The 24,819-nt window shown below is 63.1% G+C and carries 18 protein-coding genes; 14 read left to right on the forward strand and 4 right to left on the reverse strand.

Features of this window, described 5'->3' with window-relative positions:
• Nucleotides 1-100 precede the first annotated feature (100 nt).
• The gene (locus tag CGZ88_RS06185) at nt 101-2,809 is read left to right on the forward strand and encodes a glycoside hydrolase family 2 protein (RefSeq protein WP_101671384.1); all 2,709 of its coding nucleotides are present in this window, start codon (nt 101-103) and stop codon (nt 2,807-2,809) included.
• 328 nt (nt 2,810-3,137) lie between these two features.
• Nucleotides 3,138-4,169: a LacI family DNA-binding transcriptional regulator gene (locus CGZ88_RS06190; protein ID WP_101671385.1), complete on the forward strand. Its 1,032-nt coding sequence runs from the start codon at nt 3,138-3,140 to the stop codon at nt 4,167-4,169.
• Nucleotides 4,170-4,544: 375 nt separating this feature from the next.
• On the opposite strand, the gene CGZ88_RS06195 is transcribed toward CGZ88_RS06190, so the two are convergent.
• The gene (locus CGZ88_RS06195; RefSeq protein WP_101671386.1) at nt 4,545-5,195 is read right to left on the reverse strand and encodes a YesL family protein; all 651 of its coding nucleotides are present in this window, start codon (nt 5,193-5,195) and stop codon (nt 4,545-4,547) included.
• 100 nt (nt 5,196-5,295) lie between these two features.
• The gene (locus CGZ88_RS06200) at nt 5,296-6,036 is read right to left on the reverse strand and encodes a hypothetical protein (protein WP_026644810.1); all 741 of its coding nucleotides are present in this window, start codon (nt 6,034-6,036) and stop codon (nt 5,296-5,298) included.
• 224 nt (nt 6,037-6,260) lie between these two features.
• Here CGZ88_RS06200 and CGZ88_RS06205 point away from each other — a divergent pair, with 224 nt between their 5' ends.
• Both CGZ88_RS06205 and CGZ88_RS06210 read left to right on the forward strand, forming a co-directional pair.
• Nucleotides 6,261-8,429 carry an alpha-galactosidase gene (locus tag CGZ88_RS06205; protein WP_101671387.1) on the forward strand — a complete coding sequence of 723 codons (2,169 nt, stop codon included), beginning with the start codon at nt 6,261-6,263 and terminating at the stop codon, nt 8,427-8,429.
• 119 nt (nt 8,430-8,548) lie between these two features.
• The gene (locus CGZ88_RS06210) at nt 8,549-9,814 is read left to right on the forward strand and encodes an AGE family epimerase/isomerase (RefSeq protein ID WP_101671388.1); all 1,266 of its coding nucleotides are present in this window, start codon (nt 8,549-8,551) and stop codon (nt 9,812-9,814) included.
• Between the two features lie 131 nt (nt 9,815-9,945).
• On the opposite strand, the gene CGZ88_RS06215 is transcribed toward CGZ88_RS06210, so the two are convergent.
• Nucleotides 9,946-10,824, reverse strand: a complete 879-nt coding sequence (locus CGZ88_RS06215; RefSeq protein ID WP_026644807.1) for a helix-turn-helix domain-containing protein — start codon at nt 10,822-10,824, stop codon at nt 9,946-9,948.
• Between the two features lie 208 nt (nt 10,825-11,032).
• Between CGZ88_RS06215 and CGZ88_RS06220 the strand changes: the two genes are divergently transcribed.
• The 4 genes from CGZ88_RS06220 to CGZ88_RS06235 all read left to right on the forward strand — a co-directional run bounded on the left by CGZ88_RS06220 (nt 11,033) and on the right by CGZ88_RS06235 (nt 13,715).
• Nucleotides 11,033-12,508, forward strand: a complete 1,476-nt coding sequence (locus CGZ88_RS06220; RefSeq protein WP_026644806.1) for an amino acid permease — start codon at nt 11,033-11,035, stop codon at nt 12,506-12,508.
• A 126-nt stretch (nt 12,509-12,634) separates the two neighbouring features.
• Nucleotides 12,635-12,982 carry a hypothetical protein gene (locus CGZ88_RS08890; RefSeq protein WP_133120912.1) on the forward strand — a complete coding sequence of 116 codons (348 nt, stop codon included), beginning with the start codon at nt 12,635-12,637 and terminating at the stop codon, nt 12,980-12,982.
• Nucleotides 12,983-13,098: 116 nt separating this feature from the next.
• Entirely contained in the window at nt 13,099-13,350 is a 252-nt protein-coding gene (locus CGZ88_RS06230) for an AbrB/MazE/SpoVT family DNA-binding domain-containing protein (protein ID WP_196799999.1), read from the forward strand.
• Nucleotides 13,350-13,715, forward strand: a complete 366-nt coding sequence (locus CGZ88_RS06235; RefSeq protein ID WP_026644803.1) for a type II toxin-antitoxin system PemK/MazF family toxin — start codon at nt 13,350-13,352, stop codon at nt 13,713-13,715. Before CGZ88_RS06230 ends, CGZ88_RS06235 begins: the two co-directional genes overlap by 1 nt.
• 249 nt (nt 13,716-13,964) lie before the next feature.
• On the opposite strand, the gene CGZ88_RS06240 is transcribed toward CGZ88_RS06235, so the two are convergent.
• Entirely contained in the window at nt 13,965-14,498 is a 534-nt protein-coding gene (locus CGZ88_RS06240) for a helix-turn-helix domain-containing protein (RefSeq protein ID WP_026644802.1), read from the reverse strand.
• 300 nt (nt 14,499-14,798) lie between these two features.
• Here CGZ88_RS06240 and CGZ88_RS06245 point away from each other — a divergent pair, with 300 nt between their 5' ends.
• The 6 genes from CGZ88_RS06245 (at nt 14,799) to CGZ88_RS06270 (ending at nt 24,804) form a co-directional block, all read left to right on the forward strand.
• Nucleotides 14,799-15,500, forward strand: coding sequence for an ABC transporter ATP-binding protein (locus tag CGZ88_RS06245; RefSeq protein WP_026644801.1), 702 nt, complete (start codon nt 14,799-14,801; stop codon nt 15,498-15,500).
• A gap of 7 nt (nt 15,501-15,507) precedes the next feature.
• Nucleotides 15,508-18,414 (forward strand): ABC transporter permease, encoded by a 2,907-nt coding sequence (locus tag CGZ88_RS06250; protein WP_101671590.1) that lies wholly within the window; start codon nt 15,508-15,510, stop codon nt 18,412-18,414.
• A gap of 71 nt (nt 18,415-18,485) precedes the next feature.
• A complete protein-coding gene (locus CGZ88_RS06255; protein WP_101671389.1) occupies nt 18,486-20,015 on the forward strand; it encodes an amino acid permease in 1,530 nt (509 codons plus the stop codon).
• A 273-nt stretch (nt 20,016-20,288) separates the two neighbouring features.
• Nucleotides 20,289-20,897, forward strand: a complete 609-nt coding sequence (locus CGZ88_RS06260) for a MarR family winged helix-turn-helix transcriptional regulator (protein WP_081664026.1) — start codon at nt 20,289-20,291, stop codon at nt 20,895-20,897.
• Between the two features lie 52 nt (nt 20,898-20,949).
• On the forward strand, nt 20,950-22,869 hold the full coding sequence (locus CGZ88_RS06265; protein ID WP_101671390.1) for an ABC transporter ATP-binding protein: 1,920 nt from the start codon (nt 20,950-20,952) through the stop codon (nt 22,867-22,869).
• Between the two features lie 99 nt (nt 22,870-22,968).
• Complete coding sequence (locus tag CGZ88_RS06270) at nt 22,969-24,804, forward strand: ABC transporter ATP-binding protein (RefSeq protein ID WP_026644797.1); 1,836 nt, start codon at nt 22,969-22,971, stop codon at nt 24,802-24,804.
• Nucleotides 24,805-24,819 lie beyond the last annotated feature (15 nt).

The raw sequence follows: 24,819 nt of genomic DNA on the forward strand, positions 1-24,819 counted from the left end.
CGTGCCGAGCGAGTTGCGTGCGGCGCGGCTCCCTTTCTCCTCTTCTTTCCCGATTTTCCGTCGGCGGCCTCGGGCCGCCCACAATCCAGGAGCACATATCATGACCAACACCTCTTCTACCTTCGCCCCGCTGTCGAGCGGCTGGACCGTCACCGCAATGAATCCGGAGGTCGCGCCCGCCGACCTGCGTGAGAAGCTGACCGCCGGCATCCCGGCGACCGTCCCGGGCGAGGCGACGCTCGACCTGCTCAACGCCGGCCTTATCCCCGACCCCTTCGATGGCGACAACGAGAACAAGCTGCAGTGGACCGGCGACGTCGACTGGCGTTTCACCTGCACCTTCGAATGGCATGACGACAGCAACACACGCCACGATCTCGTCGCCTACGGCCTCGACACCGTCGCGACGATCGAACTCAACGGCGACCCGGTTGCGCAGACCGAGAACTGCCACCGCTCCTACCGCTGGGACGTGCGCGACCTGCTGCGCGACGGCGAGAACGTGCTCACCGTCACCTTCATGTCCCCGGTGCGCTATTCCGACGCCGAGGAGCAGCGCCGCGGCTACTACCCGCACACCGAGCACCACGCCTTCAACCAGATCCGCAAGCCGAGCTACTCCTTCGGCTGGGATTGGGGCATCGACGTCGCGAACGCCGGCATCTGGCGTGAGATCGGCATCGATTCGTGGAGCGGCGTGCGCCTCGCCGAGGTTCGCCCGCTCGTCGACGTTGCCTCCGACGGCACCGGCATCCTCAACGTGCACATCAAGGTCGAGCGCGAAGGCCATGGCCGCATCATGAACCCGATGGACGCCCACAAGTTCCAGACGCCGGTCCCGGTCCACGTGACGCTCGAAGGCTACGGCACGATGCTTGAGGCCGACGGCTCGGTCGATCAGGGCCGCGACGAGACGACGATCACGATCGCCGTGCCGGACGCGAAGCTGTGGTGGCCGCTTGGCTACGGCGAGCAGCCACTCTATGCCGTCGACGTCAAGGCCGGTGCCGATCTGCAGGCCGAATGGAAGGGCCGTATCGGCTTCCGCACCACCCATGTCGACACGCGCGCCGACGACCTCGGCCGCCCGTTCCAGATCTACGTCAACGATGTGCCGGTGCACGCGCACGGCTACAACTGGATCCCCGACGACGCGTTCATCGCGCGCGTGACGAAGAAGGATTACGAGCGCGGTATCCGCGACCTCGTCGAATCGAACTCGAACATGGTTCGCGTCTGGGGTGGCGGCATCTACGAAGCCGACGAATTCTACGATCTGTGCGACGAATACGGCATCATGGTCTGGCAGGACTTCATGCTCGCGTGCGCCGCCTACCCGGAGGATCCGGAGACGAAGGAAGAAGTCGAGGCCGAAGCCCGCGAAGCCATCGTGCGCCTGTCGAGCCACCCGAGCCTCATCGTCTGGAACGGCTCGAACGAAAACTACGTAGCCTACGCCGAATGGGGTGGCTACAAGCAGGCTGTGCGCGACGACGATCTGCCGGCGAACGAGTACGGCTACGGCGAAAAGGGCTGGGGTGACTACTACTACTCGGAGCTCTTCCCGCAGCTGCTCGCCGAACTCGACCCGACGCACGTCTACCTGCCGAGCTCGCCGATGAGCTTCACGAAGTTCACGAACGCGAACTGGGACACCGATGGCACGATGCACATCTGGGATGCGTGGAACCGCAAGGACTACCGCATCTACGCCGAGTACACGCCGCGCTTCGCCGACGAATTCGGCTATCAGGCGCCTCCGGCATGGAGCACGCTCGTCGGCGCCGTGCACGACGAGAAGCTCGAGCCCTTCGGCAAGCAGATGCTCGTGCACCAGAAGGCGATGGGCGGCAACTACAAGCTCGCCCGCGGCATGCGTTCGCATCTGACCCCCGGCCAGCTCGACGACGTGAGCTTCGGCGGCGTCGTCAACGGCAAGCCGAGCGACGGCGAGCACAGCTGGCTCATCCCTACCGACGACTGGGCCGATATTCAGGATTGGCACTGGGCGTGCCAGCTGCAGCAGGCGCATGCGATGAAGTTCGGCGTCGAGCACATGCGTTCGCTCGCGCCGGTCAACGCTGGCGCGCTCATCTGGCAGCTCAACGACGACTGGCCAGTCGTCTCGTGGGCGGCCGTCGACTTCAACGGCCACCGCAAGCCGATGTGGTACGCGTCGCGCGACTTCTTCGCGCCGCGCCTCGCCACAATCCAGCCGCGCACCTCGGAAGAGTACCGTCAGACGCACAGCTGGGAAGGCGTCAAGGTGGGCACCGACCACTTCGAGCTCATCGTCCTCAACGATACCCGCGAACCCGTCAAGGACACGTGGACGGTGCAGCGCGTGACGCTCGGCGGCGACGTGCTCGCGACGCAGACGATCGACGTCGATCTCGACGCGACCTCGCACAAGGGCTACACGCTCAACGACGACATCGTCGCCTATGACGACCCGAACGCCGAACTCATCGTCGCGACGCCGTCCGACGATTCCTTCGCGCGCGTCGTCTACAACCCGGCGGAAGTCGTCGACCAGTCGCTCGCGGCGCCCGGCGAGGCGTTCACGGCGGACGCGAAGAAGGTCGACGGCGGCGTCGAGCTCACGGTGACCGCGAAGGACTACGTGCGCGACCTGTTCGTCATGGTCGACAAGGTGGATCCGAAGGCCAGCGTCGAGGAAGGCCTCGTCTCACTGCTGCCGGGAGAGTCGGTCACATTCCACATCACGACGGACGCCGACGATCCGCAGGCCTTCGCGGCGGCCAACGTGCTGCGCAGCGCGAATGACCTCAAGCGCGAAGCGAAGTGATCATTTAAGCGGCCATCAGCGCTTCGGCAACTGATGGCCGCTTAACTATCGTCCGGACCATTCGACCTGTTCGGACGAGACAATCGCACAATAGGCAGAATTATAAGAAAAGTCGGACGATTATGAGGAAAAGTCGGACGGCGAGATGCGTCGACCGACCTTTCTCTATACAATGGTTCTGAAGCGATTCAGTGCAGGCGTCCCCGCGGATGCGACACGGAATCGCGAGGCACCAAGCACAACGCATGACGTCCGGGCATGGACGGCGGCCACAGAACGCAGCGGCACAGCGGCGTGCGCGCGGCGTGACGGGATTGGAGAAATCGACATGGCGGCACAGAAGACGAAGGTCACGATCTTCGACGTGGCGAAGGCATCGGGGGTGTCGAGCAGCGCCGTGTCCTACGCGTTGAACGGAAAGCCGGGCGTCTCCGACACGACGCGTGCGAAGGTACTGCAGGTCGCCAGAGAACTCGGATGGAAACCGAACGGCGCCGCGCAGTCGCTCGCGCAGTCGAAGACGCGACGCATCGGCCTGATCCTCGGCTACGATCCGCAGCTGCTCGCCGTCGAGCCGTACATGATGAGCCTCATCTCCGGCCTCGGCGCGGAGCTCGAGGAGAAGGACTACTCGCTGCTCGTGCGCATGTCGATGGACAGCGACGACGAGGATTCGATCATCGAGGATTGGGTCGCGACGAGCAACGTCGACGCAATGCTGCTGCTCAATCTCGAAATCGGCGACCCGCGCATCGACATGATGAAGCAGAATCCGCAGATGCCGGTGCTCGCCGTCGCCGACGCGTCGCTCACCGCCGGGCTGCCGACGCTCGCGAGCGACGACGCGGCCGCCGTCGGACTCGCCGTGCGTCACCTCTACGATCTGGGACACCGCAACATCGCGCGCGTCGCCGGCCCTGAGGAACTCGGTCACTCGTACATCCGCGACGCCGCGTTCTCCGAAGTGACCGCCGAACTCGGCGTGCGCTACCGCTGCCTGCACACCGACTACACGCCCGCGGCCGGCGCCGACGCGACGAAGCGACTGCTCAGCGTCAATCCGGCGCCGACGGCGATCATTTACGACAACGACGTGATGGCGCTCGCCGCGGAAGGCGTCGCGGCGGTGAGCGGCGTGCGCGTGCCCGAGGATCTGTCGATCATGAGCTGGGACGATTCGTTCATGTGCGAGGCCGCGCATCCCGGCATCACGGCGCTCAACCGCGACATCGTGGAATCAGGACGCATCGCCGCGTCGCTCATGCTCAAGCTCATCGATGGTGAGGAAGTGGACGTCGTCGAGGAACCGCCCTACGTGCTGCGCGTGCGCGAATCCACCAGCCCGGCCCCGGAACGCTGAGATGTGCGGCGCATGCTCGCCGCATAGGAGAAGAAAGACGGCAGCGGCCCCGCCTGATAAGTCATGCAGGCGGGGCCGCTGCCGTATCCATAGGATCCATAAATGAACCGGACGATCGCAATGCGCACCGGTGGCGATCGCGAAGATGCCTGTTGGCGAACGCTGCGGGTGCAAGTTGCGGCGGTCGCGTTCGCGCGGCGGGGTGTTGCGAACGGTTCGGGTGCAAGTTGCGGCGGTCGCGTTCGCGCGGCGGGGTGTTGCGAACGGTTCGGGTGCAAGTTGCGGCGGTCGCGTTCGCGCGGCGGGGGCGTTGCGAACGGTTCGGGTGCGGGGTGCGGCGGTCGCGTTCGCGCGGCGGGGGTGGGTCAGGGAAGATCAGGCGTCGTGGTCGGCGGGAGTGTCGCGCGGCTTGAGCTGGAAGGCCTTGCAGGTCCAGCGCATGACCGCCCACATCGAAACGCCGGCGCCGAGGACGCACCACAGAATCGGCACCCAGACAATCGCGCCGGGCGCGAACCACATCAGCACGAACGGCAGCGCGATGAGTGCGACGTTGCCGAGCGCCAACAGCGGCTTCATCAGCGACAGGCGGATCGACTGGCGGATCTGCTCCCACCAGGACAGCTTGCTGCGGCCGGACAGCGGCAGCACGAAGGACAGCATCATCGCGACGATGACGAGCGCGCCGAGCGTGACGCCGTAGATGATGGACGCTGCGTCGCCGGACTGCCGCGAGATGTACCACAGGTCGACGGCGCCGATCGCGAAGAGGACGATGAACAGCAGCGAGAACAGCATGTTGACGCCGAAACGACGTTTGATCGCGCGCCAGAAGGTGCGCAGGACGCCTTCATCGGTGTCCTCGACGATCTCACGTGCGACTTCGCAGGCGGCCGAGGTCGCCGGACCGATCGTCACGATCGGAATCGAACAGACGAACCATGCGACGGACAGCATCGCGAGGTCGCCGATGCGGCCCATGACGATGTTGAACGGATTGTCCTGACGGAACAGGCTGGAACTCATGGCGGTGTCTCCTCTCCAGATGGCTTCGGATGTCTACAGATTCTTGTCTACAGATGATTCTGGCGTGCAGTCAGTGGATCGCATGCCGCTGCCGGCACGTTCAACGGTACAGGTATTCGATGAAACGCTGTGCGTTGCCGCTCTGCTTCGTGTTCGCGACGACGCCGATGAGCGCGGCGTCGGAGGTCGCAAACTCATGCCAGCGTTTCGCATCGTCGAGCTTGAGGCCGTAGGGTTCCGCCTTGCCTTTGCCGCTGCCGGAGTCGTCGACGTCGTCGGCGAGCGCGGAATCGTCGAATCCGTGGAAATCCTCGACATAGGCGTGCAGATCGCCGTATTCGCCGGCAGGCAACGCCGATTTGAGATTCGTGAAGTAGCCGTAGCCGGCGAGTTCGCGGAAGACGGAAGGCGGTGCGATGACGACGTCGATCTGCTCGCTCGAGATCATCGTCTGCAGTTTGGAAAGGCCGTCCTTCTTCGTGTCGAAATAGTCGTCGATGATGACGTCCTGCCCGAGCGTCTTCGCGTACTGCTCCTGTAGCTTCGCAGATTCGCCGAGCGGCAGCGTGCTGTCGACGACAGCCGCGTACAGCGCGGGACGTTCGCGCGGCGAGACGAAACGGACGATGACGAAGGCGCACAACGCGATGATGATGACGGCGGCGACGCACGGAATCAGGAAATGCTCGCGGAAATAGGCGGCCTTCTGCCGCATCGGCAGTTTCGCGAACACATACAGTTTCGATTTGCCGGCGTATTGCGGGGACTGCGTGAGCGTGTCCACGGCCGCGCGCTGGGATTCGGTGAGCCGATCGTTCGGCGAATGCTTGTCTGCTGCCATGGCGCCCTTCCTCTCGTCATATCTTCCGGCGGCGTCGCCGGTGGCCGCGGTGCGCACATCGGCGTGTCGAAGTGAACCTCAGCCATGTTCTGTTTGCGTTACTTAACCGCTTAATTTATACTGGTTGAACGAAAAAGTCAACCCCTTATGTAGTGCCGACGGCGGAGCTTACGGGGGAACTGAATGCGCGGCGGACACGCCGCAGTTGTGCGAAGGAGACAACGATGTTCGACAACGGAAACCATGTGGTGCTGCGTCGCGACGGCGTATGCGTCGTGCTCAAGACGCCGCAGAATGAGATGCCGCAGGTCGAGTACTGGGGCGGCGATTTCGGCGTGTCGAGCGCCGAGGACGTACTCGCGATGCTCGACGTGATGACGCTCAAGGTGACGCCGCCGGACGAGAATCCGGACGCGGCGCTACGCCCGTCGATTCTGCCGCAGGGCGCCGAGGCCTTCGCGGGACGCCCGGGACTCGAGGCGTACCGCGGCGAGAAGCCGGTGTTCGTGCGCTGGACGTCGGTGACGACCGAAGCGCATGACGACGTCGCGCTCGACGTGTACGCCGAGGACGCCGTCAACGAGGTCGCGCTCGACATGCGCCTCGAACTCGCCGAAGGAGGCCTGCTGCTCGCGAAGGCCACCGTCGGGAACGCCGCCGAGGGCGGCGAGCCGCTCGTCGTCAACTGGCTCGACCTGACGATGCCGATCCCGCGCCGCGCCGACCATCTGACGCAGTTCACCGGCCGCTGGCCGCTCGAAAAGCAACCGGCGACGACGGCATTGCCGGTTGGCTCCGTCACGCGCGACTGCCGCCACGGCAAAACGAGCCACGAAAGCCCGTGGCTGTTCATCGCCTCCGACGGCGCGCCGAAGTTCTCCGCCGGCGAAGTGTGGGCATGCCACCTCGCATGGAGCGGCAATCAGACCTACCGTCTCGACAACCTGCCGCAGCACGAGGCGCTGCTCGGTGCTGGCGAACTGCTTGGCCCCGGCGAGATGCGCCTCGAGCCCGGCTCGTCCTACGCGATGCCGCAGGTGTGTTTCTCCTACTCCGATGCCGGCCTCGACGGCGCCGCGAGCCGCTTCCACCGCTGGCTGCGCGCGCTGCCGCAGCATGTGCGCACCGACCGTCCGGTGACACTCAACACCTGGGAGGCCGTCTACTTCGACCATGACGAGGCGACGCTGATCAAGCTCGCCGACCTCGCCGCGAAGGTGGGAGTCGAACGCTTCGTGCTCGACGATGGCTGGTTCCATCTGCGTCGCGACGACACAAAGGGCCTCGGCGACTGGGTCGTCGATCCCGAAGTGTGGCCGAACGGACTCGACGCGCTCGCGAAGCACGTGCACGGCTTCGGCATGCAGTTCGGCCTGTGGTTCGAGCCGGAGATGATCAACCTCGATTCCGACTGCGCACGTGAGCACCCCGACTGGATCCTCGCGGCGCCCGAGGCGGTGCCGTGCCGCGCCGACGTCTCCTACCGCACGCAGTACGTGCTCGATCTGGCCAATCCGGACGCCTACCGCCATGTGCATGACCAGATGGCCGACCTCATCCGCGAACTGGGCATCGACTACATCAAGTGGGACCACAACCGCGACGTGACCGAGCCGGTGCACGCCGGCCATTACGGGCTGCACGCGCAGACCGAGGCCTGCTACCGTCTCTTCGACGAGCTCAAGCACGAGTTCCCGGGGCTCGAGATCGAAAGCTGCGCCTCGGGCGGCGGCCGCACCGACGCCGGCATCCTGCAGCACGCCGACCGCATCTGGGCTTCCGATTCGAACGATCCTCGCGACCGCGTGGATATCCAGCGCTACACCGAGCTCGTCGTGCCTCCGGAGATGATCGGCGCACATATCGGACCAAGCCCGGCGCATTCGACGTGGCGCGCGACCGACCTGTCCTACCGTGCGGCGATGTCACTCGAAGGCTGCTCCGGCTTCGAATGGAACATCCTCGAATGCACGCCCGAGGAACTCAAGCAGATCACCGAGTTCGTCACGCTCGTCAAGGAACTGCGCGGCATCCTGCACTCCGGATCCGTGCACCACGCCGACTTCCACGATCCGGCACTGCGTGCACGCGGCGTCGTCGCCGACGACGCTTCGCGCGCGATCTGGGTCATCGCGACCGTCACGAATCTGCGCGATATCCTTACCGAACGGCTGCGCCCGGCCGGCGTGTGCGACGACCGCGTCTACCGCGTGCGCATGCGTCAGGAGATCGGCGAGTCGCGCTGGGGCTGGAACACGCCCGAATGGATGCGCGACGCGCGCACGGAGGACGGCTTTGTCGTGAGCGGCGCGCTGCTCGCGCACATCGGCCTGCAGATCCCGCCGTTGTGGCCGCTGCAGGCGATCGTTCTCGACATTCAGGAAGTGCGGTGAAACTTGCCACTTAAGCGCTTCAGTGATACGCTCGGTATCGTACGCGCACGAAAGCGCGCATGGCCGTCACGGTCAGGCAACGTCAACGAAGACAGCGGACGACAATCGGAAGGAAGACGATGACCACCACCAATGCGAAGTATCAGATCGGGACGCCGGAGAACAAGAAGTTCCTCGACATCTCCCGTGACAACCTCATCGCGTTCGGACGCCATTTCCCTGCCGTCGACGGCAGCTCGTACTGGCTCGGCGATGACGGCACGCCGTGGAAGGACCGCAATCGCGCCACCTGGATCACGTGCCGCATGACGCACGTCTACTCGCTCGCGACGCTGCTCGGCGTCGACGGCGCTGCCGAACTCGTCGACGACGGCATCCGCGGCCTGCGCGGCGTGCTGCATGACGAGGAGAACGATGGCTGGTACGCCGAAATCACGCCGGACATCTGCCACATGCCGACGAAGCAGGCCTATGCGCACGCCTTCGTGCTGCTCGCCGCCTCCTCGGCGCTGCTCGCGGGACGGCCGGGCGCCAAGGAGCTGCTCGAACAGGCCGAACACGTCTATCTGACGAAGTTCTGGGATGATGAGATCGGCCTGAGCGTCGACACGTGGAATACCGAGTTCACCGAACTCGACACCTACCGCGGCCTCAACGCGAACATGCACTCGGTCGAGGCGTGCCTCGCCGTCGCCGACGTCACCGGTGACGAAAGCTGGCGTGAACGCGCCGGCCGCATCATCGGCCATGTGCTCACGTGGGCGGAGGAGAACAACTGGCACATCCCGGAGCACTTCACCTCCGACTGGATGGCGCAGCTCGAGTTCAACGCCGACAAGCCGGACGACCAGTTCAAGCCCTACGGCGCGACGCCGGGCCACGGCATCGAATGGGCGCGCCTGATCACGCAGTACGCGCTCTCCGTGTACGGCAAGGACGGCGTACTCAATGGCGACGGCAAGAAGTACCTCGACGCGGCCGAGCATCTATTCAACCGCGCGGTCGAGGACGCATGGGACGCCGACGGCGCGCAGGGCATCGTCTACACGACCGATTGGGAAGGCAAGCCGGTCGTGCACGACCGCATGCACTGGACGCTCGCCGAAGGCGTCAACACGGCGGCGACGCTCTACCACGTCACCGGCAAGCAGGAGTACGCCGACTGGTACGCGACCTTCCTCGAGTACATCGACACCTATCTGATGGACCACAAGAACGGTTCGTGGTTCCACCAGCTCAACCGCAAGAACGAGGTCATCGACACGGTCTGGCCGGGCAAGTCCGACCTGTACCATGCGACGCAGGCGATGATGATCCCGCTGCGCGACCCCTCGCTCTCGATCGCTCCGGCGACGAAGAAGGGCGTTGAGGAAGGCCTCGACTGACGGCGAGCACAGTATGAACACGGTGAGCACTGTGCATACTGTCGCTTAGCGTGAACGGGCGCCGCGGCTGCTGTCGCGGCGCCCGTTCATATATTGGTGCCTATCGGGTTTCGGATGGACGGTGCTGTGCCTTACTGCACCGTGACCGGACGGAATTCGATATAGCCGCGTTCGCCCTTCGGCTCGAGCTGGATGCGCGGGGACTGCGTGCTCCAGCGGTAGCCGAGCACGGATGGGTCGTAGCGGTCCGCCGCATGTTCGACAAACTGGATCGCCTCGCCGTAGTCCGCTTCGGCGAAGGGCTGCCCCTGGAACATCAGATAGTCCGCTTCGGGCAGCTCGATGATGTCGAATCCGTCGGGGACCGGGCCGTCGTAGTAGACGCCCACCTCGACGCCCTGCACATAGGTCGAGGTGCCGGGCTCGCGGTACGCGGCCGGCAGCCACAGGCACACCGGCTCGCCGCACAGCGAATCCATGCTCAGCAGCGTGCCCCAGACGTCGCAGCCCACCTCCTCGCAGTAGGCCCAGTAATCGTTCGCGGACGTGCCGCGTTTGATGATCGCCTTGCGGCGTGGCTTGTGGATCGGGGTGACACACAGGTACTGCATCGTATCCATGTCGATCGTGTCCTTTCGTGGTTGCTGATACTGGACGCCGTAAGGATGGAACAACGTGATCGGGCTCGGCGAACGGGAGAAGTCGCCCGGTGTGCGCCCGAATTCGCGCCTGAACGCGCGTACGTAGCCGTCGACGCTGCCGAAGCCATACGCGAAGGCCGTCTCGGTGACCGGACGTGCATCGTGTTTGAGCGCCATCGCCGAACTGCTCAGCCGCATCCGTCGCATGTAGGCGGCCGGCGTCAGACCGGTCATCTCGCGGAACAGGCGGTAGGCATACCATGGTGAGAACAGCGCCGCGCCGGCCAGATCGGACATCGTGACGCGTTCATGCAGATGCCGCGCGATGTAGTCCTGCATCCGCTGGACCGCGGCCGTTCGTTCGTCCATCGTCGTTCGTCTCCTTCGACAGCTTCCATGTAAGTCGATGTTCTGCGCTGATGCTCGACCTTTTTTGCCATGTTCGTGAGGCTCGCCGTAACAACGTGTCCGTAGAATGGACGTCAGCCGTCCACGCATGCGCGCGTGGTGCGGCCTTTTCCATGCCATTGCCATGCCACGGACGGCCGTTCGCGGCAATGCGAAACAAAGGACGATCATGGCCTCCACATCCGAAGTGAGTGAGCAGCCGCAACAGCTGCGCAAATCATTGAAGAACAGGCACATCCAGCTCATCGCGCTCGGCGGCGCGATCGGCACCGGCCTGTTCTACGGCTCGAGCGAATCGATCTCGCTCGCCGGCCCCTCCATTCTGCTCGCCTACATCATCGGCGGCGCCGCGATTTTCATGATCGTGCGCGCGCTGAGCGAAATGAGCGTCGAAGACCCGAAGGCGGGCGCGTTCAGCTACTACGCGTCGCGCTACTGGTCGAAGCGGGCCGGATTCATCTCCGGATGGAACTACTGGTTCAACTATGTGCTCGTCTCGATGGTCGAGCTCGCCGTCGTCGGATCCTTCGTCAACTACTGGTTCCCGAACATTCCGCAGTGGGCATCGGCGGCGTTCTTCCTCGTGCTCATCACAATCCTCAATCTCTTCGGGGTCAGCGAATTCGGCGAATTCGAATTCTGGTTCGCGCTGATCAAGATTGTCGCCGTCATCGCGATGATCGGCGGTGGCCTGGCGGTCATCATCATGAATCTGCCGACCGATTCGGGCGTGCGCGCGTCCTTCGCGAACTGGTTCACGATCGACGGCGGCTTCTTCCCGAACGGCGTCATGTCGCGCGCCGCGGACGGACGATGGACGGGTCTGCTGATGGCGCTCGTCGTCGTCATGTTCAGCTTCGGCGGCACAGAACTCATCGGCGTGACGGCGGGTGAGGTCGCCGAGCCGCGCAAGACGATCCCGAAGGCGACGAACGGCATCATCTGGCGCATCCTTGTCTTCTACGTGGCTGCGCTCGGCATCATCATGGCGGTCGTGCCGTGGAACAGGATCGACGGTCAGATGAGCCCCTTCGTGCAGATCTTCGACTCGGTCGGCGTGCCGGTGGCCGCCGGCATCCTCAACTTCGTGTGCCTGACGGCAGTCATGAGCGTCTACAACTCCGCGCTCTACTCGAACTCGCGCATGCTGTTCTCTCTGGCCAGGCAGGGCAACGCGCCGGCGTACCTCGGAAAAGTGAACAAGCGCGGCGTGCCGGTCGCGGCAGTGCTCACGAGCGCCGCCGTCACCGTCGTCGCCGTTGTAGTCGTGTTCCTGTGGCCGCAGTTCGCGTTCAACTATCTGATGTCGATCGCGACGATCGCCGCGATCATCAACTGGACGATGATCATGATCACCGAAATGCTGTTCCGACGTCATGTGGCAGCCGGCGACGGCCCGGGTGAACTGCGCGGGCTCACCGGCAAGGAGGCGCTCGACAAGATCCAGTTCAAGCTGCCGGGATGGCGGTGGATGCCGTATCTGATCATCGCGTTCCTGGCGATGGTGGCGGTGCTGATGTGCTTCTCGCCGAGCTACCGCATCGCGCTCATCGCCGGTGTGATCTGGCTCGCCGTGCTGTTCGCAGCATATGCGCTCGCATCGAGGGGCGGCGAACGACGCCGGGAGGCGGCGAAGGAGTGCTGATAGTGGAGTGCCGCATGGCGCTGATGCACGGTCTTTGGCTTTCTACCCGAGTCAAAGACCGTTTTCTGTATGGCAAACGAGTGGCGCATCATGGAGTTTCTGGTTGTCCTTTGAGAAGATGACATCATGTGGTATCACCAAGAAGAAAGTGCGATAATTGGACCGCTGCTTGCGTATGAGCAGGAGCATCCGCATGCGAAGCTGCTGCTTGTGTATGCCGATGGTTCTTCGTGCCATGCAGTGTTGGTTACGTCTTACGAAAGCGACAATGAGAACCTGGTGGAGCAGGATCCGTCCGTTCGGTATGACGAGTTCTATGTCGTGCTTTACGAAGTTCTTGATATCGTTCGCCGTGGAATGGTGAACAATCTCATCGCTGACGGCATGTTGGAGGTCGATTATCGTCAAGCTCCTGTGAAGGTGATCGATGAAGCGCGGGATGTAGTTGTCTATGATCTGCAAGCGCAGCGCTGACGGTTTGCTGTGCGGCTGCGGCTGCTGCTGCACAGCAAACCTTTGTGCCAATGCATGATCGAAAGGTATATACTTTGTATATACGGTATTGAGGTCATGGAGCGGCAAGGAGCGGGATGATGGTCACCACGCTGGTCAAATGGGGCAACGGACAGGGGGTGCGCCTGTCGCGGCAGGTCCTCGAAGAGGCGCATCTGAACGTAGGGGATGAGCTCGATGTTCACGTAGAAGGCGGGAACATCGTGCTCGCTCCGGTTCGGAAACGAATCATTTCCATTCCTGATTTTGCGAGTATGTTCGCCGGTTATTCGGGTCCGCAGCCGCAGGAGGATGACTTCGGTGGCCCCGTTGGCGACGAGGAGTGGTGATGTTCCATTACGGTGATGTGATCTGGGTCGATCTTGATCCAGCTGCCGGGCATGAGCAGACCAAGCGCAGGCCGGCGATCGTCGTGAGCAACGACTCGTACAATCGATTCAACAATCTCATCATGGTCGTCCCGGTGACGAGCGCGCATGAGTATCCGCTGCATATCAACATCGGCGTTATCGAGGATGAGCGGGGCAACGCCATCCACGGCTGGGCACAGGTTGAACAGCTGAAATCATTGGATCTGCGGACCAGAAACGCGACGGTCGTCGGTGAAGTCGACGCCGATGTGCTGAATGCGCTCACGGAGATGATTCTGGGGTGCCTGATGCAACCCACGATGCGCATCGAGCAGTTCGCTTGATCAACGTCGGCGCATGCGCGCACGGCTCGCGCAACTTCGCTCAGCATCAATCGAAATCGATCATATGAAATGAAATCGTCTGCGGGAATGCTGAAGAACGCAGCAGCCGAGCCGTCCGCCGCATATCTCGATAAATCCTCCTCGATCTCGAGATATGCGGCGGACGGCTCGGCCGTTACGGCTGCGCGCGCGTGAGCGCGAAGTCAGCGCGTGGTCAGCGACGTCAGCACGGTCGGCGTCTGCGCGCGGTCAGCGCGTCGAATCGTCGTTGTGCTTCTTGCCGAGCAGATAGCCCTTGAGGCGCAGCTTCGCCCTCGAGATCTGCTGCATGCGGCCGGACGCGTACAGCACACCGCATGCGAGGATGCCCGCGACGAAGCCGAGGCATGCCTCGGCCACGTTCGACCACGGCGCCGTATCCGCCAGGCCGTTCGCCTCGATGATGCAGTATCCGATGAACATCACGAACGCAATCGAGAACAGCACCGTCATACGTCGGTCCTTCCTCTCGTTGATCTGCGCGTTGTAGTCGGCCACCTTGCCCATCGTCGTGTTGTCGATCATGTCGTCACCTTTCCTTTCGCCGTCGAGGATTTCATCGACGCTGATTCCATAGAGTTCCGAAAGCATCACGAGCAGTGAAAGGTCGGGCATCGTCGAGCCGGTCTCCCAACGGGACACGCTTCGGTTGGACACGCCGATCTGATCCGCGAGCTGCTGCTGCGTCCAGCTGTGTTCAAGTCGGAGCTCCTTGAGGAACGTCCCGATGTGCTTCTGGTTCATCGCGCGCTGTCCTTTCTCTGGTCGGGGAGTGCTTTCGAGCATCAGCTTTGCACCGCGTCGGAGGCAACACGCACATCATCGCCGGGCGCAGCCCGAGAACTCGGGAGATGACCATGGATTGGACACAGGACAACGCTGTCCAATGGCGGGATTCCAACGATTGTGACGATCGGCTATGCGGACGCCGTGTTATGCGATTGCGTGTTGCGGGTGGAGGCGGCGTTTCGCCGCCCAAACTCAGAGATACTAAATTGGGAGGTACTAAGGCCGAAGGGCGCAGTGCAGCGGAAGGAGTAGATGATGGCGTACATCGAATTCAATGATGTGGTCAAGGAGTATCCGGCCGGGGATTCCACGATCCGTGCGCTCGACGACGCGAATTTCACAGCCGACGAAGGCGAGCTGAGCGTCATCCTCGGGCAGTCCGGCGCCGGCAAGACGACGGCGCTCAACATCCTCGGCGGCATGGACACGGCGACCTCCGGCAGGGTCGTCGTCGGCGGCCGTGACATCACCGATCTCGATCACCACGACCTGATCACCTACCGGCGCAACGACATCGGCTTCGTCTTCCAGTTCTACAACCTGATCCCGAACCTGACCGCGCTCGAGAACGTGGAACTTGCCTCGCAGATCTGCGCCGACCATTTCGACCCCGCGGACACGTTGCGCAAGGTGGGTCTCGGCGACCGGCTCAACAACTTCCCGGCGCAACTGTCCGGCGGTGAGCAGCAACGCGTGTCGATCGCCCGTGCGCTCGCGAAGAAACCGAAGCTGCTGCTGTGCGACGAGCCAACCGGCGCGCTCGACTACGAGACCGGCAAGGAGGTGCTCCAGCTGCTGCAGGACATCTGCCACGACGAGCGCATGACCGTGCTCATCGTCACGCACAACTCGGCGCTCGCGCCGATGGCGCATAAGGTCATCCGTTTCCGCTCCGGCAAGGTCGTCAGTCAGGAGATCAACGATCATCCGACGCCGATCAGCGAGATCGAATGGTGAGGTGACGATGACCCGACGCACTGTGAACCCGAACCCGCGCAAGAGCGCATCGCCCGTGGGATCCGCTTTCCTGCTGGACACGCTGCGCTCCTGGCTGCATGCATGGAAGCCGTTCCTTTCGATTCTGATCATCACGATGCTCGGTGTGGCCGTGCTCACCGGCATGTACGCGGGCTGCCGCGATACCTTCGCCGCGGCGAACAGATTCTACCGCGAACAGGGGCTCCACGACGTGCAGGTGGTCTCCACGATGGGGCTCACCGATGATGACGTCGCCGCACTGCGCGATGTGGACGATGTGACGGCTGCGCAGGGCATGCATATGATTCGCGTCCATGTGGACGACGGGTCGAGCAAACGGCTCGGCGCGACCATTCAGGAACCGGCCGGAGACCTCGACCATCCGTATCTGCACGAGGGTCGGCTGCCGGACGGACCGGGCGAGGTGGCCGTCAGCTCGCAGTTCGCGCATGACACCGGCGCGAAGGTCGGTGATACGGTCAAGGTGGCCGACGACGACGACGCCAAGGCTCTGCGCGCGCTGAAGATCACCGGCATCGTGACCGACCCCTCCGACCTTTCGAATCCCGACGGATACTCGAGTGGTGCCTTCCGCTCGACGATGACCAACGACTACGCGTTCTACATGGCGAAGGACGGCATCCGCAGGACCTTCGTCGACTCCTCCGGCGCGCCGATCGCGAGCGCCGACCCGGATGTGTACGGCTCGGTCGTGATCCGGCTCGAGAACGCCGAGAACAAGGATGCGTTCAGCGATAGCTACGACGAATACGTCTCCGGAGTCATCAAGCGTGTCGAGAACGACGTTCAGGGCAGGCGCGAGCAGGCGCGCCGCGATGCGCTCGTCAAGACCGCGCAGGACGAGCTGCAGGCTCAGCAGGACGACGCCTACGCCAAACTCGATGATGCGCAGAGAAAGCTTGACGAACAGCGCACGCAGCTCGACCAGCAGAAGCATCTGCTTGATGTACAGGCCGTGCAGATTCCCGCCGGTATGCCCGCACCCGCGCAGCTCACCGAAGCGCAGCGGCAGTGGGCGGCTGGCGAGGCGAAACTCAAGGCGGCACAGCAGGAGCTCAACGCCCAGCGCAAGGATGCTGACCTCGAGTTCGCGAAGGCGCAGCAGGAGATCGACGATATCGCAACGCCACGCTGGTACGTGCAATCCAGATCGGCACTTGCCGGATTCAGCTCATTGAAATCCGATATCAGCTCGATAGAATCACTCGGTCGCGCGTTTCCGATCGTCTTCCTCGTCGTGGCCGTCATGATGAGCTTGACGACGATGAGCCGTCTCGTGGAGGAGGACCGCGGACTCGTCGGCACGTATCTGGGTCTCGGGTACGGCCGTCTCGCAATCACGCTGCGCTATGCGCTGTTCGCGCTGTTCGCGTGCCTCATCGGGGGCGGTCTCGGCTTGCTCATCGGATTCCTCGGCATTCCGGCGTTCCTGCTGTTGGTAATCAAGGGATTGTATGCAATCCCGGACCTCCGTCTTGAGTACGACTGGCTGTATGGCACGATGGGCATCCTGCTCTTCGTCGTGGGCGTGCTCGGCGCGGCGCTGTTCGCATCGGTCCGCGAGATGCGCCAGATGCCGGCCACGCTCATGCGGCCGAAGGCGCCGAAAGCCGGCTCGCGCATCCTTCTCGAGCGCATCAGGCCGCTGTGGAGGCGCATGAGCTTCCTCAACAAGGTCACCGCGCGCAACATCTTCCGGTTCAAGAGCCGTCTCATCATGACGGTCGGCGGAGTGGCCGGCTGCACGGCGCTGATTCTATGCGGTCTGGCCATCAACGATACGGTGGCGGCCATCGGACCGAACCAATACCGGGGCGTCGACCAGTACGACATGCTCGCCGTGGCCAATGACGGCGACGAGCAGGCGCTCAAGGAGAGGCTCGTCTCCGACGGCAGAACGACGGCGATCATGGAAACCCGCATCGAGAACGGTGAGATCACGAACGCCGGCGACCGCAGCTCGAGCATCCAGCTCACCATCGTGCCGCAGGACCAGCTCGCCGAACTCAACGAGATGTTCAATCTCAAGCCCGCGCAGGCGGAATCGTTGTTCGGGTGGATGCACGACGCAGGCAAGGATCAGGCGGTCAAACTGAATAATGACGGCATCATCGTGTCACAGGCGGCAGGACAGTCGCTCGGCTTGCAGGGCGGCGACGAGGCCACGCTGCGCGCCGACGGCACGCAGCCGCATACGGTCAAGGTGACGGCGGTCACGCGCAGTCTCGTCGGCGCCGAGGTGTTCATCTCCCAGGACCTGTACCGGCATCTGTTCCCCGCGCAACAGGGTGGCGGCGTGGAGGAAGCGTTGTCGGGCAACGAGCCGGCGATCACCTGGAACGCCGTCTACGCCAAGCTCAAAGGCGACGACGACGCGCAGATCAAGTACGTGCAGCGGCTCGAAAACGACGCGATCGTGTTGAGCGCAAGCTCCACCGCCTATCAGGCCGAGCATTTCAAGTTCGATCTGATGGGCGCCGTCGTCGGGCTGATCGTCGCGCTCGCCGGCAGCCTCGCGCTCGTCGTGCTGTTCACGCTCGCGCATACGAATGTGTCGGAACGCATGCGCGAGATGGCCACGCTCAAGGTGCTCGGCTTCTACGACAAGGAAGTGCACCGCTACGTCAACCGCGAGATGATGGTGTTGACGATCATCGGCATCATCATCGGCCTGCCGCTGGGGCGGTGGGTCGCCGGACTGCTCACGAGCGTGCTCAACATGCCGGGACTGTATTTCGAAGTGCACATCTTCTGGTGGAGCTATGTCATCACCGTTGTCGCGACGCTCGCCTTCGCGTGGCTCGTGCAGCTGTTCGTCGACCCCGTCCTCGACCGCATCGATCCGGTCAGTTCGCTCAAGTCGGTCGAATAGTGCGGTTGCGCGCCGTGAGTATGCGCAGTGCGAACGGCGCGCAACAGATGGCGGCTACAGTCGAACGTATTATGTCGAATATGCAACAATCTGCGGGCCCCTCCGGCGGTAGCCGTCAGGAGGCCGTGAACAACTCGCTCGAGACGGTCGACGAAGACAACGAGATGGAACGCGGGCTGACGAACCGCCATGTGCAGTTCATCGCGATCGGCGGTGCGATCGGCACTGGCCTGTTCCTCGGCTCGGGCAAGTCAATCGCGCTCGACGGGCCGAGCATCGTGCTCGTCTACATCCTCGTCGGCGGCGTCATGTTCCTGATGATGCGCGCAATCGGCGAACTGATGTACCGTGACCCGAGCCAGCACACCTTCATCAATTTCATCCGCATGTATCTGGGCAACGGCACCGGCAAATTCGCGTTGTGGACATATTGGCTCGTGCTGATCCTGACCGGCATGACCGAACTTTCGGCCGTCGGCCAATACTGCGTGACGTTCTTCCATACGCTCGGCTTCGAACTCAAATCATGGCAGTGGCTCATCGAACTGCTGTTCCTCGCCGCGCTCGTGAGCGTCAACCTGATCGCCGTCAAACTGTTCGGCGAAACGGAGTTCTGGTTCTCGATGATCAAGATCTTCCTGATCCTCGCGCTCATCGTCACGTCGATCATCATGGTCGTCGCCGGCTACCGATACGGCGCGACGAAACTGCCGGGATCCGGACAGACGTACCCGGCCGGTCAGGCGTCGCTCGCGAACATCTCCGACGGCTTCTCGCTTGCGCCGAACGGGTGGACGCAGATGCTGATGAGCTTCCAGATGGTCTTCTTCTCCTACACGATGATCGAATTCGTCGGCGTGACCGTGTCCGAGACGAAGAATCCGCGCAAAGTGCTGCCGAAGGCAATCAACGGCATCATCCTGCGCGTGCTCGTCTTCTACGTCGGCGCACTGCTCGCGATCATGGCAATCGTGCCGTGGCGTAACTTCATGACGAACGACAACAGCAACCAGTTCTCATCCCCGTTCATCATGGTGTTCGAATTCGCCGGCCTACACTGGGCCGCCGCAGTCGTGTTCTTCGTCGTGCTGACCGCCGCCGCGTCGTCGCTCAACTCGCTGCTGTACTCGGCGGGACGCCACCTGTTCCAGATCGGCGAGGAATCCAAATCGCCGACGTTGAGCAAGCTCGGCGTCGTTTCGAAGACGAAGGTGCCGGCACGTGCGATCGTCGTCTCCGGCGCGCTGATTGTGCTGTCGCCGGCGATCGCGGCGCTGCCGGGGGCGTCCGGTGCCTTCGTGCTGTTCTCGTCGGCTGCCTCCGCCGTGTTCATCTTCATCTACATCCTGACGATGGTCGCGCACTACCGTTACCGCAATTCGCCGCAATTCATGGCCGACGGTTTCCTGATGCCGGCCTACCGCGTACTCAACCCGCTGACGATCGTCTTCTTCGTGTTCATCTATGCGACGCTGTTCATCGGCGCGGACACGCGCGGGCCGGCGATCGCCGGCCTCGTATGGCTCGTCGTTTTCGGCGGCTACTGTCTGCTGCACGACCGCTATTCCAGCCGCGGCCTACGTGCGGCCCTGAAGCACTGATCTCGCTTACCTATGTTCAGACGGCAGTCGGTGGTTGATCTCAACCACCGACTGCCGTTTGTGGCGGTTGCGGTGGCAGTCTGTGATTGACCTCAACCGCGTACTGCCATCTGAAGGGTTGATAATGGCGGTCTGTGGTTGAGGTCAACTACGGACTGCCGTTGCTGGGACGTGCGATCGGCGGGATGCAGCCGTCGCCGCAGATGTCTTACAGTGTAAGTAGTTTACGGTGTAAGACAAATTGGTGCCGGATGAAGATGATTGCGAGTGATGATGGATTACACGTTGGAAGCGGTGCATGAGCTGATGTTCGCGATGTGGTCGTCGCGCTCGCGCGCGATGCGCTCTTTCGAGCGCGGCGGCCAAGGCGAGATGTTCGTGCTGCGCGAGCTGTCGTTCCAAGGGCCGCGCACGCCCAAGCAGCTTGCGGAGGCGATGGGCGCCACTTCCGGCCGTATTTCCTCGATCCTGTCCAGTCTGACGAAAAAAGGCTGGATTGTGCGCTCCGAAGATCCGTTCGACCGCCGCAGCGTGCGCATCGCGTTGTCCCAGGAAGGCCGACAGGCCGAGCGTCGGCACAGTGAAATGCTCGTCCGGGATCTGACCTGGGTGTTCTCCCGCATGGGCGAGACGCGCACCCGAGCGTTCGTGGACCTGCTCGCCGAGTTCATGACCTACATGTCCGTCTGTACGCCGGATGGTCCCGTACCGACTGACGAGCAGGTGCAGGAAGCCTTCGCGCGCCGACGACGACTGCACGATCGTATGCTCGCGATGGCACATGGCGACCCGATCTGCCTGCGACCGCCGGACGATTCATTCGAACCCCGTTCCGATACGGAACCCGTGCACCCCGCAGAACCCGTGCAACCCACCGCATAACCCAACCCACCCCACAATCCATCCACCACAAATCCCCCGTACAAGGAGCCCCATGCTGCGAATCATGAAATACCTCTCCAAGACGGAGATAGGCCAGCTGCTGCTGTCGCTTGTCACAATCGTCGGGCAGGTGTACTTCGACCTTGAGCTGCCGAGCTACATGGCTCAGATCACCCGGCTTGTCGAAACGCCGGGCAGCCAGATGCACGACATCTGGGTCGCCGGCGGTAAGATGCTGCTCGTCTCGTTCGGCTCGCTCGTCTGCGCCGTCATCACCGGCTACTTCGCCGCGCGCGTCGCCGCGTCCTTCGGCCAGCGGCTGCGCTCGCTCGAGTTCCGCAAGGTCGAGTCCTTCGGCCCCTCCGAAATGCACCGTTTCTCGACGGCGAGCCTCATCACGCGTTCGACGAACGACGTCACGCAGATCCAGATGTTCATCACGATGGGTCTGCAGATGCTCGTCAAAGCGCCGATCATGGCCGTCTGGGCCGTCTGCAAGATCGCCGGCGACGGTTTCGAATGGACGCTCGCGACCGGCATCGCCGTCGCCGTGCTGATCGTCGCCGTCGGCGTCCTCATGGCGCTCGTGATGCCGAAGTTCAAGGCGATGCAGCGGCTGACCGACGACATCAACCTCGTCACGCGCGAGAACCTTACCGGCATGCGCGTCGTGCGCGCCTACAACGCCGAGGATTACCAGGAGGAGAAGTTCGAGGATGCGAACGCGGCGCTGACGAACACGCAGCTGTTCACGAACCGTGCGATGAGCGTCATGATGCCGCTGATGAGCACGATCATGAACGGCCTGTCGCTCGCGATCTACTGGATCGGCGCCTATCTGATCCAGGATGCCGGCGCCACCGAGAAGCTCACGCTGTTCTCGAACATGATCGTCTTCTCGAGCTACGCGATCCAGGTCATCATGAGCTTCCTGCTGATGAGCATGGTCTTCGTGCTGTGGCCGCGCGCCGATGTCTCCGCGCACCGCGTCATGGAGGTCATCGACACCGAGCCGCTCGTCACGTCCGGCACGCGCGACCGTGGCCTGACCGTGGCCGAGGCGAGGAAGGTCGGCGTCATCGACGATTCCGACGCCGCCGACTACCGCGACGACCTCGAGGTCGCCGGCATGGTCGAGTTCCGCGACGTGAGCTTCGCCTATCCCGATTCGCGCGAGGCGATGCTCGAAGGCATCAGTTTCACGGCGAATCAGGGCGACACCATCGCGATCATCGGTGCGACCGGCTCCGGCAAATCGTCGTTGATCAATCTTGTGCCGCGATTCTACGATGCGACCGACGGTGCAGTGCTCGTCGATGGCGTCGACGTGCGCGACTACGACCTGCGAACGTTGCGCGACAAGATCGGCTATGTGCCGCAGCAGTCGTTCCTGTTCAAGGGCACCGTCGCGTCGAACGTCAGCTACGGCGACCGTCCCGGCGAATCCGAGGATGTGCCGATGCTCGACGCGTCGCGCGCGAGCGGCCGCAAGGCGGAACGTGCGATGCTCAAGGCCGACGAGGAGCGTGCGCTCAGCGCGCAGGAGGAGAACCGCGTCGAGCAGGCGTGCGACGTCGCGCAGGCGACCGAATTCGTCGAGAAGATGCAGGGCGCTTTCGACGCGGCGATCGCGCAGGGCGGCACGAACGTGTCCGGCGGTCAACGTCAGCGTCTGTCGATCGCGCGCGCCGTCTACCGCAATCCGGAGATCCTCATCTTCGACGATTCGTTCTCGGCGCTCGATTTCAAGACCGATCGCGTTGTGCGCGACGCGCTCAAGGCGTATGCGAAGGACGCGACGAAGATCATCGTCGCGCAGCGCGTCGGCACGATCATGGATGCCGACTGCATCCTTGTGCTCGATGACGGCAAGCTCGTCGGCAAGGGCACGCACCGCGAACTGCTCGAGAGCTGCGAGGTCTACCAGCAGATCGCGCACTCGCAGCTGAGCGAGGAGGAGCTCGGCGCCTGAATACGCGCAGGTCGGCAATCGACACTGCATGTTTCATGTGAAACAGCGAAACGCTGAAACAGTCGTTTGAATGGAAGGACAGCAATCATGCCAGGACCAATGGGGCATGGAAGGCCGGGTGCGCCCACTGAGAAAGCAGATGATCTCGGCGGCGCACTCAAGGAACTGATGCGCTTCAGCCGCAGATACATCCCGGCGATCATCGTCGCGCTGCTGCTCGGCGTCGGTGGCACCGTCTGCCAGATCATCGGCCCGGATCGTCTGGGTGACATGACCGACGAGATCACGAAGGGACTGCCGGCGCTCATCAACGGCAAGCCAGTGCTCGGCTCGATAGATATGCACGCCGTCACGCGCATCGGGTGGACGCTCGTCGCGCTGTACGTCGCGTACGCGCTGTGCTCGTATGTGCAGAGCTGGATGATGGCGACGGTCACGCAGCGCACGGCGCAGCGGCTGCGCACGGCGATCGACGTCAAGATGAACAAGCTGCCGCTCAAGTATTTCGATGAGCACAGCAACGGCGATGTGATGAGCCGTATCACGAACGACGTCGACGCCGTCGGGCAGACGCTCGGGCAGTCGCTCGGCTCGCTGATCACGTCGGTCACATTGTTCTTCGGCGCGCTCATCATGATGTTCGTGAACAACTGGCTGCTTGCGCTGTGCGCGATCGCGGCGAGCATCGTCGGCATGGCGCTCATGCTCGTCGTCATGAAGTTCTCGCAGCATTACTTCGTGCAGCAGCAGGTCGCGCTCGGCGACGTCAACGGTCATGTTGAGGAGATGTACAGCGGACACGTCGTCGTCAAGGCCTTCGGCGGCGAGGCCGACGCAATCCGCCGTTTCGAACGCTACAACAACGATCTGTATGAATCCGGCTGGAAAAGCCAGTTCCTGTCCGGCTTGATGATGCCGATGATGAACCTCGTCGGCAACCTCGGCTACGTCGTCGTCTGCGTCGTCGGCGCATGGCTCGCGATGAGCGGGCGCATCGAGTTCGGCGTCATCGTCGCCTTCATGATGTACATCCGATTCTTCACACAGCCGCTTTCGCAGTTCGCACAGGCCTTCCAGAACCTGCAGCGCTGCGCCGCCGGCGCCGAACGCGTGTTCACGTTCCTCAATGAGCCCGAACTCGCCGATGAAAGCGGCAAGCAGCCGCTGCTCGGCATGACCTCCGACGGCGAGATCACGCCGGTCGAAGGCCGCGTGCGTTTCGAACACGTCAAGTTCGGCTACGACCCCGACCGACTGATCATTCATGATTTCTCCGCGGACGTCGAACCCGGACACAAGGTGGCGATCGTCGGGCCGACCGGAGCCGGTAAGACGACGATGGTCAACCTGCTGATGCGCTTCTACGAGATCAACGGCGGCCGCATCACAATCGATGGCATCGACACGAAGGGCGTGCCGCGCTGGAACGTGCACGACCAGTTCTCGATGGTGCTGCAGGACACGTGGGTGTTCCGCGGCACGGTGCGCGAGAACATCGTCTACGCGAAAGAGAACGTGGACGACGCGCAGGTCGTCGCCGCGTGCAAGGCCGTCGGCCTGCATCGCTACATCATGTCGCTGCCGGACGGCTACGACACGGTGCTCGACGAATCGGCGACATTGTCGCAAGGGCAGAAGCAGCTGTTGACGATCGCCCGCGCGATGGTGCAGGATTCGCCGATCCTGATCCTCGACGAAGCGACGAGCTCGGTCGATACGCGCACCGAGGAACTCATCCAGACAGCAATGGACAAGCTCACCGAAGGACGCACCTCGTTCGTCATCGCGCATCGCCTGTCCACGATTCGCGACGCCGACATGATCCTCGTCATGAAGGACGGCGACATCGTCGAACGCGGCACGCACGACGAGCTGCTCGCGCGCGGCGGTTTCTACGCGGACATCTACAACGCGCAGTTCTCACTCGCGCAGTAGGCAGGTGCGCACGCA

Source organism: Bifidobacterium anseris, from assembly GCF_002860345.1.
GTDB classification, from domain to species: Bacteria; Actinomycetota; Actinomycetes; order Actinomycetales; family Bifidobacteriaceae; genus Bifidobacterium; species Bifidobacterium anseris.

Bases quoted from the DNA above. Each gene is read 5' to 3' on its own strand.
- CGZ88_RS06235 (WP_026644803.1), top strand. From the start codon at position 13,350: ATGTTCCATTACGGTGATGTGATCTGGGTCGATCTTGATCCAGCTGCC.
- CGZ88_RS06215 (WP_026644807.1), bottom strand. From the start codon at position 10,824: ATGGACGAACGAACGGCCGCGGTCCAGCGGATGCAGGACTACATCGCG.
- CGZ88_RS06210 (WP_101671388.1), top strand. From the start codon at position 8,549: ATGACCACCACCAATGCGAAGTATCAGATCGGGACGCCGGAGAACAAG.
- CGZ88_RS06205 (WP_101671387.1), top strand. From the start codon at position 6,261: ATGTTCGACAACGGAAACCATGTGGTGCTGCGTCGCGACGGCGTATGC.
- CGZ88_RS06230 (WP_196799999.1), top strand. From the start codon at position 13,099: ATGATGGTCACCACGCTGGTCAAATGGGGCAACGGACAGGGGGTGCGC.
- CGZ88_RS06270 (WP_026644797.1), top strand. From the start codon at position 22,969: ATGGGGCATGGAAGGCCGGGTGCGCCCACTGAGAAAGCAGATGATCTC.
- CGZ88_RS06195 (WP_101671386.1), bottom strand. From the start codon at position 5,195: ATGAGTTCCAGCCTGTTCCGTCAGGACAATCCGTTCAACATCGTCATG.
- CGZ88_RS06200 (WP_026644810.1), bottom strand. From the start codon at position 6,036: ATGGCAGCAGACAAGCATTCGCCGAACGATCGGCTCACCGAATCCCAG.
- CGZ88_RS06260 (WP_081664026.1), top strand. From the start codon at position 20,289: ATGGATTACACGTTGGAAGCGGTGCATGAGCTGATGTTCGCGATGTGG.
- CGZ88_RS06255 (WP_101671389.1), top strand. From the start codon at position 18,486: ATGTCGAATATGCAACAATCTGCGGGCCCCTCCGGCGGTAGCCGTCAG.
- CGZ88_RS08890 (WP_133120912.1), top strand. From the start codon at position 12,635: ATGTGGTATCACCAAGAAGAAAGTGCGATAATTGGACCGCTGCTTGCG.
- CGZ88_RS06245 (WP_026644801.1), top strand. From the start codon at position 14,799: ATGGCGTACATCGAATTCAATGATGTGGTCAAGGAGTATCCGGCCGGG.
- CGZ88_RS06220 (WP_026644806.1), top strand. From the start codon at position 11,033: ATGGCCTCCACATCCGAAGTGAGTGAGCAGCCGCAACAGCTGCGCAAA.
- CGZ88_RS06250 (WP_101671590.1), top strand. From the start codon at position 15,508: ATGACCCGACGCACTGTGAACCCGAACCCGCGCAAGAGCGCATCGCCC.
- CGZ88_RS06265 (WP_101671390.1), top strand. From the start codon at position 20,950: ATGCTGCGAATCATGAAATACCTCTCCAAGACGGAGATAGGCCAGCTG.
- CGZ88_RS06185 (WP_101671384.1), top strand. From the start codon at position 101: ATGACCAACACCTCTTCTACCTTCGCCCCGCTGTCGAGCGGCTGGACC.
- CGZ88_RS06190 (WP_101671385.1), top strand. From the start codon at position 3,138: ATGGCGGCACAGAAGACGAAGGTCACGATCTTCGACGTGGCGAAGGCA.
- CGZ88_RS06240 (WP_026644802.1), bottom strand. From the start codon at position 14,498: ATGAACCAGAAGCACATCGGGACGTTCCTCAAGGAGCTCCGACTTGAA.